Source organism: Phocaeicola sp. (assembly GCF_057861905.1).
Genome location: NZ_DBMACV010000009.1, coordinates 1 through 14,048 on the forward strand (window position 1 = coordinate 1; position 14,048 = coordinate 14,048).

13 protein-coding genes are annotated in these 14,048 nt (G+C 42.4%); all 13 read right to left on the reverse strand.

From position 1 onward, the window contains the following. Positions 1 to 124: 124 nt before the first annotated feature. The 13 genes from ACZM60_RS02950 to ACZM60_RS03010 all read right to left on the reverse strand — a co-directional run bounded on the left by ACZM60_RS02950 (position 125) and on the right by ACZM60_RS03010 (position 13,424). Positions 125 to 748: a DUF5723 family protein gene (locus tag ACZM60_RS02950; RefSeq protein ID WP_489520780.1), complete on the reverse strand. Its 624-nt coding sequence runs from the start codon at positions 746 to 748 to the stop codon at positions 125 to 127. A 50-nt stretch (positions 749 to 798) separates the two neighbouring features. Then, positions 799 to 1,554 carry a DUF5723 family protein gene (locus ACZM60_RS02955; RefSeq protein ID WP_489520781.1) on the reverse strand — a complete coding sequence of 252 codons (756 nt, stop codon included), beginning with the start codon at positions 1,552 to 1,554 and terminating at the stop codon, positions 799 to 801. Positions 1,555 to 1,586: 32 nt separating this feature from the next. Continuing rightward, positions 1,587 to 3,242 (reverse strand): hypothetical protein, encoded by a 1,656-nt coding sequence (locus ACZM60_RS02960; RefSeq protein WP_489520782.1) that lies wholly within the window; start codon positions 3,240 to 3,242, stop codon positions 1,587 to 1,589. A gap of 270 nt (positions 3,243 to 3,512) precedes the next feature. Next, positions 3,513 to 4,940, reverse strand: coding sequence for an NADH-quinone oxidoreductase subunit N (locus tag ACZM60_RS02965; protein ID WP_489520783.1), 1,428 nt, complete (start codon positions 4,938 to 4,940; stop codon positions 3,513 to 3,515). A gap of 6 nt (positions 4,941 to 4,946) precedes the next feature. Then, positions 4,947 to 6,431 carry a complex I subunit 4 family protein gene (locus ACZM60_RS02970; RefSeq protein ID WP_489520784.1) on the reverse strand — a complete coding sequence of 495 codons (1,485 nt, stop codon included), beginning with the start codon at positions 6,429 to 6,431 and terminating at the stop codon, positions 4,947 to 4,949. Further along, on the reverse strand, positions 6,428 to 8,320 hold the full coding sequence (gene nuoL, locus ACZM60_RS02975; protein WP_337421591.1) for an NADH-quinone oxidoreductase subunit L: 1,893 nt from the start codon (positions 8,318 to 8,320) through the stop codon (positions 6,428 to 6,430). The genes ACZM60_RS02970 and nuoL overlap by 4 nt, the downstream gene beginning before the upstream one ends. A 19-nt stretch (positions 8,321 to 8,339) precedes the next feature. Further along, a complete protein-coding gene (gene nuoK / locus ACZM60_RS02980) occupies positions 8,340 to 8,657 on the reverse strand; it encodes an NADH-quinone oxidoreductase subunit NuoK (RefSeq protein ID WP_021970686.1) in 318 nt (105 codons plus the stop codon). A gap of 12 nt (positions 8,658 to 8,669) precedes the next feature. Then, positions 8,670 to 9,185: an NADH-quinone oxidoreductase subunit J family protein gene (locus tag ACZM60_RS02985; RefSeq protein ID WP_022232875.1), complete on the reverse strand. Its 516-nt coding sequence runs from the start codon at positions 9,183 to 9,185 to the stop codon at positions 8,670 to 8,672. A 12-nt stretch (positions 9,186 to 9,197) separates the two neighbouring features. Continuing rightward, complete coding sequence (locus ACZM60_RS02990) at positions 9,198 to 9,665, reverse strand: 4Fe-4S binding protein (protein WP_022232876.1); 468 nt, start codon at positions 9,663 to 9,665, stop codon at positions 9,198 to 9,200. Positions 9,666 to 9,703: 38 nt separating this feature from the next. Beyond that, positions 9,704 to 10,795, reverse strand: coding sequence for an NADH-quinone oxidoreductase subunit NuoH (nuoH, locus tag ACZM60_RS02995; protein WP_489520785.1), 1,092 nt, complete (start codon positions 10,793 to 10,795; stop codon positions 9,704 to 9,706). A gap of 38 nt (positions 10,796 to 10,833) precedes the next feature. Continuing rightward, positions 10,834 to 12,456, reverse strand: a complete 1,623-nt coding sequence (locus ACZM60_RS03000; RefSeq protein WP_489520786.1) for an NADH-quinone oxidoreductase subunit D-related protein — start codon at positions 12,454 to 12,456, stop codon at positions 10,834 to 10,836. A gap of 24 nt (positions 12,457 to 12,480) precedes the next feature. Beyond that, positions 12,481 to 13,083: an NADH-quinone oxidoreductase subunit B gene (locus ACZM60_RS03005; protein WP_489520787.1), complete on the reverse strand. Its 603-nt coding sequence runs from the start codon at positions 13,081 to 13,083 to the stop codon at positions 12,481 to 12,483. After that, positions 13,074 to 13,424, reverse strand: a complete 351-nt coding sequence (locus ACZM60_RS03010; protein ID WP_022232880.1) for an NADH-quinone oxidoreductase subunit A — start codon at positions 13,422 to 13,424, stop codon at positions 13,074 to 13,076. Before ACZM60_RS03010 ends, ACZM60_RS03005 begins: the two co-directional genes overlap by 10 nt. Positions 13,425 to 14,048 lie beyond the last annotated feature (624 nt).

Sequence of the window (14,048 nt, forward strand, 5' to 3'; positions counted from 1 at the left end):
GAGATTATCTTCTGAATATCGCTGCCTGAAAAAGTTAACTACACTCTTATCGTTGATAAAGAAAAGAGGGTGAATCGCGTATTACGACACACCCTCTTTTTATTGCTATATGTTTAACAGAAAATTAAATTTTGTTGCCAAAAGTAATATTGAATCCTAAGCTGACATTGGTATTCAGTTTTCCTACCGGAACGTATTGTGGGGTTACTTTTGTCATCAGGTGATCCATTCCAATAAAGAAGTTGAAACCACATGGGTGGAAGTTCAATATCCATCCAAAGGATGAACCAAATGATGATATGCCATAGTTGACACCAGCATCAAACCATTTGACGGGAGTTACATTTGCTGATATACGTCCTTCGCTCCAGCTATATTTACCATTAATACGTGTTGAAGACAAGAACCCGAAATGTAATTTATCGTACAAGGGGAATGTATAATCTGCTCCTATATTCAATGTAGCTCCTAATGCTTTTGTTGAACTGCTTCCTGTTTCTGAACGGTGGAAACTTGCATAATTTTCAACGTCTTTTCCTAAATCTTCCAACTGATCTTCAAGTGGCTTGTCACCGTCTGCATCGTCTGATCCCATTGCTATATTTTTGAAACCATCGAACTCCCAAGGCTTATTGCTTGTTGCAGCTTTAATGGTATTGTTCCATGAAATGAATCCCAGATCGAGAATGGCAGCCGACAGAGTCAGGTCTTCACGAAGTTTATAAGTGGCACCTAAGTCTACAGCCATACCGAATCCTGTAAGTCCTGGATTATCCAAGTCTATATTTTACCAATCTATCAAATCTTTTCAGATGGACTGTTTACTTCTTTTCCACTTTCTCCTTTGGTGGGCATAGTTAATCCTTTTACAGAAGCATTCATCTCTCCATTTGCTTGAACCATCCATTTGTCTTCTGCCATCTGGACTTTCATATCGTTCATTTTGACATCAACGTTGCCCAATCCTAACAAGAACTTCAGTTTACCACCGACATTCAATTTGTCATTGATCTGACGAGAATGTCCTAAGGCTATTTCTGCATAGTTGTTCGATGAGATGCCTAAATCATCCATTTCGTATACGGAGTTGCTACTGTTCATGCCTAATTTCATGAATTCGAATAAACCACGAGGCAAATTCAGGCTGGTAGTTGAACGCATATTGATGTCGATTGTATTAAATCCTCCCCAAGCACGGAATCCTGCAGAAAGTAATGTCATATTCAGGTCGACGTTGATGCGGTTGTTGTCTTTCAGCTTACCGAGGAACTCGCTGCTACTAATATTGCCATTCATGAAGGTTGTTAGTTTATCGTTTCCATACGGGTAAAGGAAAGTATTTACTCCGACGTTAGATTGTGCTCCAACATTGATGTTTCCTAAGCCAGGGATGGCAACGTAATTTCTTTCAGGTGCAAAGGCCGGGTTCATCAAATGGCGATATGTGTATCCTTCAAGAAAGTAACCAGAGTGCAAGGATTGTGCAGAAGCGGCTGTACCCAAGCATATAAAAATTATAGCTGTAAAAAGGTGAAATATGCTATTCTTTTTCATATAATTCAATAATTATTATTTTATAGGTTTAATTAATTCATGTCAACGGTAACGCCGCCTTTTACTTTTATAACCATCTTGTCCAAGCGAAGATATTGATTCTTATTCAGAATTTTTCCACTTGTTTCAGCAGATGAGGTTGCTGCAACTTCATAGCTGAGTCCATCCAGTTGCTTGAATACATTGGTATCTGTTGCTTTCAAGGTAATTTCAAGTGGGGTTACTACTCCCTCGTCGGTACCTGCTGCTATTTTACTTGAAACTGTTGTAGAGATTTCATCCAATACCTTTCCGTCCTTGTCTATTGCATTTACAGTCATATCCATTGTCAGAGGGATGGTATTGGTTGCTTCCATCGAAACGACCAGTTCCTTTACAGAAAGGTCTTTAATATCTTTATTCCAATCGTTTAGAATGTCACTGTAGACAATGTTTGTACCTTCGTTGAATTGCAAAGGAGCATTTATTTCATAGTCTGTCTTGACATTGTATGTACTGCCTAAGACAATGGTACATCTCTTATCGGCAGCTTTAGCCTCGATGTTGTCCATACGGATTTCATCCGGTATCGTTTCTATTAAATCATTCAGGTTTTCAACTGTAACGCTGGTACCTTCTCCTTCGATATTAACATCCTCGTTCAGTCTGTGCAGACAGATAATGTAATCGTTGGGCTGATTACCTGGTATGGTAATCAGATTAGGTGCTTGACCTACGGGAACAGATGCAATCAGTTGACCATTTTTGTACGATTTCAAGACACCACTGAAATTAATTTCAACAGGTGAGGTATTGCTAACTGTCAGATATATCTTAGGATCAGTCATATCTATTCTAACCTGCTCATCTTTCAAGAAGTCGGGTAAGTTATTTATTGCAATCGGATCGATAGATACATTAATTTCAGGATCGACTTTTGCTGTAACTTGAGTCAGTTGGATTCCATCAATTTTGAATTCTGTATTCATTATCATTTGAATAGCACTTCCTCCAGTAGTTGTACTAGTTCCGCTTATTTTTATTTCGTCTGCAATGACCAAATGTCCCAGAGCTACAAGACCTTTTCCTGCTCCCATTGCGGTGAAATCGATATGTGTAATATTAATAGGTATATTGAGCGATAATGTGCTGGAAACATTAATGTCTTGTTTAAATGTCAATACACTTCCTTCTATATTAACTCGTTGGTCTGTTGTAGTGATAGCCATGTATTCAGGAAACTCAATTTTGAATCCTTTTTTGAGTGTCAGTGAATTATTCCCTTCTATGCTCATGTGCAATGAAGCGGGCATATTCACATCTGAACTGTATAATGCGGTTACGTCAGTCGTTATGTTTCTCTTATCAATGTTGAAGGAGGTATTATCGTTTACGGTAGCCTCTAATGTTCCACTCGGTGAGATTTTGTAGTTCAGTTCTGTTCTCGCTGATTGAAGTTCTATTTCATTGGCATTAATGGTTATATCATCAATCGAAACACGAGTGTTAGAACCCTCTCCTGTTTGAGAAAGGGCATAGTTGCCGTCGGCGTCTGCCTTTACAGTACTTCCTTCGTCCAAATCAAAAATCTTTTCCAGTGTAATGTCTTTGGTATTGCTTGCTGGAATAGTTAAATTCTCGCCACCAACAGTGACTGTCATGTCGAGATCCTTACTTAAATCATAGTCATTGTCTACACACGCTGTCATACAACTGGATAGCAATATGAATGCGCAAGATTATGTTTGGGTTGTTAATTGTTTTTTCATGAAATATATTATAAAAGTGAATAAATAAGCATTGCTGTCTGATAGAACACTTTTTAAATAAAAAATGTTTTTTATTTAAAATAAAAAAACGATTTATTTTTTACTTAAAGCCAACATAAATATCTGTATAAGATAATTATTGGTCTGTAATTAGTTCTATCGGGCAGCAATGATAAAATAAAAGCCTATGTTTTAATTGTTAATTTTATATTATAGAGGTGCAACTTCTGTAAGCATCTGATAAACCGAGCTGCATACTCCTAACAGAATAACTCCCATCAGGCAAATGAAGAGACAGGCACGGGTCATCGTGCTGCTCTTGAATGTAGCAAGTGGTGTATCGTTTGGTGTAATGTACATAGCTTTGACAATCAACAAGTAGTAATACAATGAGATGATTGTATTGACCAAGGCCAAAAATACTACCAGCCAATGTCCTGCATGGAATGCAGCAGCAAATACAAAGAACTTAGAGAAGAATCCAGCAAAAGGAGGAATTCCTGCCAGTGAGAACAAGGCAATAGTCATAACAAAACTCAGTTTCGGATTTGTTTTGTAGAAACCATTATAAGCATCACGGTCTACAGCACCTCCATTATGTTGCTCTACAGTGTTAATAACACCGAATACTGCCAAGTTTGCAACAATGTAAACTACTACGTAATACACCAGTGAAGCCATTCCTTGAGCTGAAGCTCCCAGTACGGCAAGCATAATATATCCAGCTTGTGAGATACTACTGTATGCCATGAAGCGTTTCAAGTCTTTTTGCAGGATAGCAAATATGTTGGCTATGGTGATGGTTAATACGATTACAACAGAAAGCAACAAACTCCAGTCGGCAACCATCGGAGTAAATACTTTCAGCAGGATGCTCATCAAGGCAAAGGCAGCAGCTCCTTTCGAAACGACAGAAAGGTAGGCACTGACGGTTGTTGGAGCTCCCTGATAAGTATCAGGTGTCCACATATGGAAGGGAACAAGACTCAGTTTGAATCCTAATCCGGCGAAGAACAGTACCATTGCCAGTATCTGAAGCGGACTTCCTACCAGTTGTGTACTCAGGTCATTGAAATACATCGTTCCACAAGTACCATATACTAATGATAAGCCATAAAGCATTAATCCTGATGAGAACATGGCATTTAAAATGAACTTAGCTCCGGCTTCAGCACTATGGTGGCGATATTTATCGAATGCAACAAGACAAGCCATTGGGATGCTGGCAAGCTCCAGTCCGACATAGAACAGCAGGAAGCTGCCTGCACTGACCATATAGTACATACCCAGTAGGGTAGAAAGTGTCAGTAAATAAAATTCACCTGCCTTATGGCGAGTGTCTTCACGGTTCAGCCAAGTGTCTGCTTGCATAAATACCAGCAAGGTTCCCAATGTAAGAATAATTTTTACGACAGAGGTCATCGGAGTATTTTGAAACATGCCTCCAAATGCCTCTCCACTGGCGGTAGAACCGAATATATTATTAAGTAGCAGGATAACGAGCAATGCGCAGGAAAGTCTTTGCATGTTTTTCGGAGACGGTGTCTTCTGAAATAAATCGGCAAGTAGCACGATTATCAGAATGATTGCCAAACCGATTTCTGCCTGCATAGTATGTATAGTTGTTATGATATCCATAATGCGTTATAATTGACAAAGTTGTGAAATAATAGGTTCTACACTGCCGCTGATTACATGGCTTACCCAGTAAGGAGCCAGACCTAATCCAGCTACAGCCACGATAAGGCAGATGACGGCGAAGCGTTCATCCCAAGTAGCATCGGTCAGTTTCAGATGTTCTGGGTTGGTGCAGGTACCATATAGTATCTTACCAACTACACGCAAGATGTAGACTGCGGTAATGACGATACTCATTGTAGCAATGATGGTGCATACACGGTGGAAAACATCTGCATGCTGGAAAGATCCAACGAATACAGTCATTTCTGCAACGAAACCGCTTAAGCCCGGAAGACCGAGGTTAGCAAGTCCGGCAATAACGTATCCTACAGAAAGGAAAGGCATAATTTTCATCAGGCCACTTAACTGGCGGATATCACGCGTATGTGTACGGCCGTAAATCATACCGATTAATGCGAAGAACAAGGCTGTCATTAATCCGTGGCTCAACATCTGGAGAATAGCACCTGTTGCACTTACCTTTGTCATCATCAGCAGAGCAAAAAGCACCAGTCCGCAGTGGCTTACTGAAGAGTAGGCATTGATGTATTTCAAGTCGGTTTGTACTACCGCACTGAAAGCACCGTATACCACTGAAATGGTCGTCAGTACCAAGAAGAAGTCTCCCCAAATAGCAGCACCGGTAGGCATCAGGAACATGGCGATACGGAAGCATCCGTAGCCTCCCAGTTTCATCAATACACCGGCATGCAACATAGAAACGGCAGTCGGTGCTGAAGCATGACCATCGGGGCTCCATGTATGGAAAGGGAATAAAGCACCCAGTACACCAAATCCGAGGAATACCATCGGGAAGAAAATACGCTGCATTTCGGTTGGTATCTGTAACTTGACAATCTCAAGGATGTTCATGGTTTCACCTCCGGCACCGTAGAAGATACCCAGAATACCAATCAGCAAGAAGGCGGAACCTCCCATCAACATCAGTGTCAGTTTCATTGCTGCATATTCTTTTTTACCACTACCCCATACACCGATAAGCAGGTACATTGGAATCAAGGCAACTTCGTAGAACATGAACATGGTGAAAAGGTCAGTAGAAATAAAGAAACCGAATACTCCTGTGCTCAATAAGGTAAACCAGAGGAAATATTCTTTAGTCAATGGTTTCAGTTTCCATGATGCAAAGGTTCCCGTAAAGACGATGATGGAACTCAGTAATAGCATTACTACAGAAATACCATCTACACCAACCGAATAAGCAATATGCAATGGAGCATACCAGGTAATGCTGTCTGTGAATAACATTTCTTCTGTAGCTCCGCCGTTTCGTAGTCCTATATAAGAAACTGTCAGGTAGGCAGCAAGAATCAACAGAAGTGTTGAGCCGGCTACCATTACTCCTCTTACCTGGTTCACGTTGCGCGCGATCCATAGTCCGAGCAACATGAGCAGAGGAATTAAAACAAAAAGACTTAATATATTCATAATACTAATAACATGACGGTTAATACTATAACTCCGCCCAGGAACCACATGGTGTAGCTCTGAACTTTACCATTTTGTAGAGGTTGTACGCTTTCGCCGGCAGCATTGGTACTCCATGCCATGAAGTTCATGAACTGGTCGATAACGTGACGGTCGAACCATGCAAGTGGAGTAGAGATGCAGCGGAAAATAATCTTCTTGGTGACGAACATCCAGATTTCATCCATATAGAAGCGTCTGTATGCTGCACGATGCAAGGTACTGAAACGTTTTGCCAGCATGTCTGCAACGGGCTGTTTATCGCGTGCGTACATCCATGTAGCAAGTACAATAGCTATGACAGCTACGATGACACTGGTTATAGCTACTTGTGCGTTGAGGTGAATATCGTATGCTTCACCGTTAGCCGAAACAAAGTGTCCGAAAGGAAGAATCCATCCGCAGACGATGGTTACGGCAGCAAGGAACATCAGCGGGAAGGTCATAGTCAGAGGACTTTCGTGAGGAACGTGTTCTGCATGAAGTTCTTTGTTTTCTGTACCCCAGAAGATTCCGTAGTATAAGCGGAACATATAGAAAGCTGTCATACCAGCAATGATTGTCATGATCCATCCCATTATCGGGCTGAACTGAAAGCAGGCAGTCAGAATCTCATCCTTCGAGAAGAAACCGGAGAACGGAGGAATACCGGCAATGGCCAGACAGGCAATCAGGAATGTGATGTGAGTGATAGGCATGTATTTGCGAAGTCCTCCCATGGTAGACATTTCGTTGCTATGTACTGCGTGGATAATACATCCGGCTCCTAAGAACAGTAAGGCTTTGAACATGGCATGAGTGAACAGGTGGAACATTCCTGCCATATAACCTAAACCACCTTCGTGCGGGCTGTTGGAAGTACATACACCAAGTGCAACCATCATGAAACCGATTTGTGAGATTGTTGAAAAGGCTAGTACACGTTTGATATCGCTTTGTGCACAAGCTACAGATGCTGCATAGAAAGCGGTGAATGCTCCTACATAGGCAACCCAGTGCAGGGTGTGGGGAGCAAATCCGATAAATAACGGGAACATGCGGGCTACCAGGTAGACACCTGCAACAACCATTGTTGCCGCATGGATCAGGGCGCTGACCGGAGTCGGACCTTCCATGGCATCAGGCAACCAGATGTGCAGCGGGAACATGGCACTTTTTCCGGCACCACCTACGAACATCAGTCCCAGGGCCCAAGGAAGTACCATTCCGGCTTTCATCAGTTGCTCTTCACCCGGAGTGAAAGTAAAGGTGTGCATGTAATAGCCGTAAATCAGAATACCGATCAGGAATCCCAGGTCGGCAAATCGGGTAACGATGAATGCTTTCTTGCTGGCTGCGATAGCTTCCGGTTTCGTATAGTAGAAGCCGATGAGCAAGTAAGAAGAAACACCTACCAGCTCCCAGAACACATACATCTGGAAAATATTCGTAGCGAGGACAAGTCCCAGCATGGAGAATGTAAAGAGCGACAGGAATGCGTAGTAACGCTGGAATCCTTTTTCTCCTTTCATGTAACCGAATGAGTAGATGTGTACCATCAGGCTGACTGTAGAGATGACTACCAGCATCATGACCGAAATAGGATCGAGCAGGATTCCCATGTCAATATGAAGGGAGTCGGTGAAAGGCAGCCACTGGATGTTCCACGGAGTCAGTGTCGGGAATACTCCTTCGGCAGTACGTGGCGCTGTAAAGTAATTGATAGCGGTGAGGTAACTCAATACGGTAACTATGGCCAGTGAGAGAGTTCCGATCAGCCCCGCTACACGATGCTTCATGAACATGCCTGTCAGTCCTAGGATCAGGAAGCTTAGCACAGGCAGTGCGAGTATCAGAATTGTATATTCCATAATCAAAATACTGTTTTAGTTATCCTTTCAGATCGGTAATATCGTCGGTCAAGATTTGTTTGATATTGCGGTACACATTAATAATAATGGCAATGGCAACAGCGGTTTCTGCGGCTGCGATAGCGATACCAAACAGACTGAAGAAATGACCTTCCAAATGATCCGGAAAAAGGTAACGATTGAATACTGCAAAGTTGATGTTTGTTGCGTTCAGCATAAGCTCTACCGAGATGAGCAGGGCAAGCAGGTTTTTACGGGTAAAGAATCCATAAATTCCGCAGAACATCATAATGGTACTGATGACCAGATAATGTATTACGTGTATTTCTATTTCCATAATCGTAATTTTTTATTTTTCCTTTCTTGCTATCAGAATACCACCGATCATACATGCCAGCAACAAGATGCTGACTACTTCGAACGGCAGAACAAACTGGTATTTTCCGGTACCGATCAGTGCCAGACCGATTTCGCGAGCCGGTAATTCCACGCCTTGCGGAATCATGTTAAGCGCAAATCCGTTGGTGAAGACCAGGAACAATACCAATGCAGCTCCAATGACTGTCGTAAGCAGTACGCTGACAAGTTTGGCACGGTTCATCCGGTATTTCATGTCTTTGTCCGACTGGGTCAGCAGGATGGAGAATACATATAATACAACGATACCTCCAGCGTATACCATTAACTGTACAGCACCCAGGAAGGTATATCCCAATACGCCATAAATAGCTCCGGTGCCGAACAGCACGAAAAGCAGATAAGTGGCGGCACGTAAGATTTTTCCAGTTGTTACTGCCAGTACGGAAAATACTGCAATAGCTGCTGCAACAACATAGAATACGATTTCTTGAAGTGTTAATTCCATATTCTCTCCTTTTTATTTAGCAAGTGTTGAACCTTCGTGGTTTAGTGTCAGCAGGAGCTTATCTTTTTCGAAGACTGCATTTTCAAAATCGTTGGTGAACTTGATAGCTCCATGAGGGCATGCGTTGACGCATAACTCACAGAACATGCATGAGCCCAGATTGTATTGGTATTTCACTAAAACCTTTTTCTTTTTACCATCTTCATCTTCGCGCATTTCAGAAATAACCTTGATGGTGCCGTTAGGGCAGGACATCTGGCACAAGCCGCAGGCTATGCAGTGATGATGGTTCTCACTGTCGTGTATCATAACAAGCTTTGCGCGGTGACGTTCGGGGATATGCAGCGTAGTATGACGGTTTTCCGGATACTGTTCGGTTACTTTGGGCTGCCAGAATACTTTCATGGACGTGCGCATACCGATCAGCAGGCTCTTTACTCCTGAAGCAAATCCTTTTATATATTCACTAAAACTTTCCATAATGTTTTGTTGATAGCAATTCCTATCTTATCGGTTGATTAAAATGTTAATCCAAAAACTTTACATAAGGCCATAACCAGCAGTACAACCAGTGAAAGTGGCATCAGGTATTTCCATTCCAGTGTAAGTACTTGGTCGATACGCAGACGAGGGAATGTCCAGCGGATCCACATCAGCAGGAAAACAATGAAGAAAGTTTTTCCTACGAACCAGATTGCACCCGGAATATAATCCATGACAGCGTTGAATCCGTCCAGTCCGGCGATATGCAATGGCATCCAGCCTCCCAGGAAGAGGGTAGTGGCGATACCGGCAGTAATGAATAAGTTCAAGTATTCGGCCAGGTAGAAGAATCCGAAGTGCATACCGGAATATTCGGTATGATAACCTGCGGTAAGTTCTTGTTCTGCTTCTGCCAGGTCGAACGGACCACGGTTGGCTTCTGCGTTACCGGCAATCAGATAAATAATGAATGCTGCGATAGCCGGAATGTGTCCCTTGAAGATATTCCATCCGTCAGCTTGTCCGCTTACGATTTGTTGGATATCCATGGTACCGCTCAGCATGACCATTGTCAGTACCGTCAGTCCGATAGAAAGTTCATAACTGATAATCATGGCACCGCTTCGTACGGCTCCGATGATGGTATATTTGCTGTTACTACTCCATCCGGCGAGCAGGATACCCAAAACACCGATAGATGAGGCAGCAAGTACAAAGAAGATACCGATGTTCATGTGAAGAATTTCTCCTCCCTTATTCCATGGCAGGCATGAAAAGGTAAGAATGGAAGCCAGTATAACCAAGAAGGGAGCAAGGTTATAAAGAAAGTGATCGGAGTTCTTCAGTTCGATGATTTCCTTTGTCAGGATTTTGATAACGTCGGCTGGTACCTGTAGCAAGCCTCCTTTACCTCCTACACGATTCGGGCCGATACGGCACTGGAAAGCTGCGCAGACTTTACGCTCCATATAGATTAATATGATGGCAAGTACGGCATACAGTACCAAGATTACTACGCCTACTACCAGTCCTTCCAGAAAGATGGCCAGCCCTTCTGGCATCGCGCTGCATAATGCGGAGTGGATTGCCAGAAAAAGTGGTTCAAGATTATAATAATCTAAAAACATATACTTTTTAAATTAGAAATGATAAATTAAGAAAGAGATTATCTGTCTATATCCGGAATTACATAATCCAGTGTTCCTCCGATAGCAATCAAGTCGGCAATCTTATTGCCTTTACAAATTGTATCGAGGGCATGCACCAGTGGAAGTCCGGTAGAACGGTAATGCAAACGGTAAGGCGTCTTGTCACCATGGCTTTCCAGCATTACACCAAATTCTCCACGGCTGGTTTCTACAGCTGCTGAGTAATTACCTTCCGGTAACTTGATGATTGGCTTGGTCTTTACACGATATTCTCCTTCCGGAATGTTGTCTATCAACTGTTCGATGATATGGCATGATTCCATAATCTCATCCATACGTACCATGTAACGTGCAAATGAATCACCTTCTGTATAAGTGATTTCCTTGAAATCTACTTTATCGTACATGGCATAAGGATGATGTTTGCGGACATCATTTGCCCAGCCAGAAGCACGTCCGGAACCTCCTGTTACTCCCAGTGAAATGGCGTCTTCACGACTCAGCACACCGATTCCTTTCAGACGGGTAGTGGCAATCACGTTTCCTGTAAAGATATCGTGATAGTCTTTGATGACACTGCGCAAGTGCTTGATGAATTCTTTTACTTTGCGCTGGAAGTCTGGATGCAGATCAGCTTGTACACCACCAATCATGTTATAGTTCTGTATCAAGCGTCCGCCGGTTGTCTCTTCGAAGATGTCGAGAATCATTTCACGCTCACGGAAGCCGTAGAAGAACGGAGTCAGACCTCCCATATCCATTACCAGACAAGAATAGAACAGCAAGTGAGAATCGATACGCTGGAGTTCGTCCATGATGGTACGGATGTACTGTGCACGTTCGGATATCTCGATGCCCGCTGCCTTTTCAATACACATACACAATGCATGGCGGTTCTGATGTGCACTCAGATAATCCAGACGGTCGGTCAGTGCGAGTGTCTGCAGATAAGTCAAACTTTCGTTCATCTTCTCGATACCACGGTGGATATAACCACAGATAGGATCGACTTTGCTGATGGTTTCACCTTCGAGTGAGGTACGCAAGCGAAGAACACCGTGAGTTGACGGGTGCTGTGGCCCGATATTGACCACAAAATCTTGTTGCCCGAAAACGATATTTTTCTTATCGGCAATGGTCCCGTCCGGATTGAGGTAATATTCATCAGTAATATCGGCATTTTCTTCGTTCTCCATATTCAGTGGATTAGAATTCATGTCGTAATCTTTACGCAACGGATAGCCTTTCCAGTCTTCACGCAAGAACAGGCGTCGCATATCCGGGTTATTCAGGAAACGAATACCGAAGAAATCGAATACCTCGCGTTCTTTGATTTCCGCTGTTTTCCACAAGTCGCAAACCGACGGTAGATAAGGGTGTTCGCGGTCGGTTGTTGATGTCTTGAGTACGATGCGGTTGTAAGTCTTGCTTGATTCCAGATAATAAAGTGCTCCCAGACCGCTTTCCTGCCAGTCCATTCCTACAATATCTCGCAGGAAGTCCATCGGTTCGTCCTTGTCATTTCTCAAGGCTTCGGCTACTTGATGGAACGATTCTGCCGGAATGGTTATCACTTGGTCACCTTGCTCGGCAATAGTGATATCGGGCACTAATCGGGAAATTTTTTCTGTTATATTCATAAATCGCTATTTTCCTATCGTTTACTATTTTTCACTCTCCTTTTGTGATTCGGGATTCTTTTCCTGACGGTTTACGCCTCCAAGGAATTTCTCTACTTTTATTTTACGCTGGAGTTGCATCATACCGTAGTAAAAAGCTTCCGGACGTGGAGGACATCCCGGAATATATACGTCGACCGGAATGATTTTATCGATACCATTAACTACGTGGTAGGACTTGATAAATGGCCCTCCTGAAATAGTACATCCACCTACGGCAATAACATATTTCGGTTCTGCCATCTGGTCGTACAGACGTTTTAGTACCGGAGCCATTTTATAAGTGATTGTTCCCAGTACCATAATCATGTCAGCCTGTCGAGGAGAGTTACGGGTTACTTCGAATCCGAAACGTGCCATATCGTAACGTGCTGCTCCCAATGCCATGAATTCGATGGCGCAGCAGCTGGTACCGAAGGTAAGCGACCAGAGTGAATTACTTCTTCCCCATTCGATAAGTTCATCGATTGTTCCGATGATGATTCCTGCACCGTCGCGGTTCAGTTCGTCTACCATGCGTTGCAAGTAGTCGTTGTTCTTGAACTCATCGTATTTCATTGAGCGGATTTGAGGTTTCTTTATTTCCATTCCAGCGCTCCTTTCCGCCAAGCATATGCCAGGCCCAATATTAATACTAATAAGAAAAATGCCACACACACCAGTGCATAGGTTCCGACTTCGTTGACTACTACTGCCCACGGAAACAAGAATACTGTTTCAATATCGAACATCAAGAACAGGATGGCAAACAGGTAATATCCTACCTTAAATTGTACCCATGACTGTCCTCGGGTCGGTATACCACATTCGTAAGGTTCTCCTTTCTGTGGATTGAACGACCGCGGTGCAATAAGCTTTGCGATTGTCATAGCGGCTACCACCAGAGCTATGGCCGTCAGAATGACGACAATTAAAAATGTGAAAAACATAAATAAAACTTTATATTGATAAATCGAACATATAACTTTTATATGGTAAAACGCTCTTTACCATATAAAGAGGAAAATGAATATTGAGTATCTCTATCGTTATAGAGAAACTAAATCAATATTTTTTCCAGTGTATAGATATAATAGGAGATTCTTTTGTTTAAAGGAGGGTGATTGAAGCATGCGAAACGTACTTGTCTGCTCACACCATATTCTATTTGGCAGAGAGGATTGGTCGCATTTCGTAATGCAGACTTAAAGTCATAAGTATTGACCTTATGAGCAATTATGGTTCTGTTTGGTATATCTGTATTGTTTTGTGTTGACAAATACTGAAGCGTTCTTTCGGATGGTTGCTGAGGTTCCTGAAGTTCGCTGTAGGTAGAATCAAATTGAAAAGAGAATTTTTTATTGTCTGTTAATGAGGGTGCATAAACAAGATTCCCTATAATCGTTATTATAAGGAAAGAAAAGAGAATTGCAATTATCCTTATTTGTTTACCCATCATTAATACCCATCTGAAAACGGCTGCAAAGATACACATTTATTTTTAGTCTTTTTAGGAGGATTGTATAAAAAAACAAAATCTCTGTTGCTTGATGTGAGGAAAATTAGGTCATTTT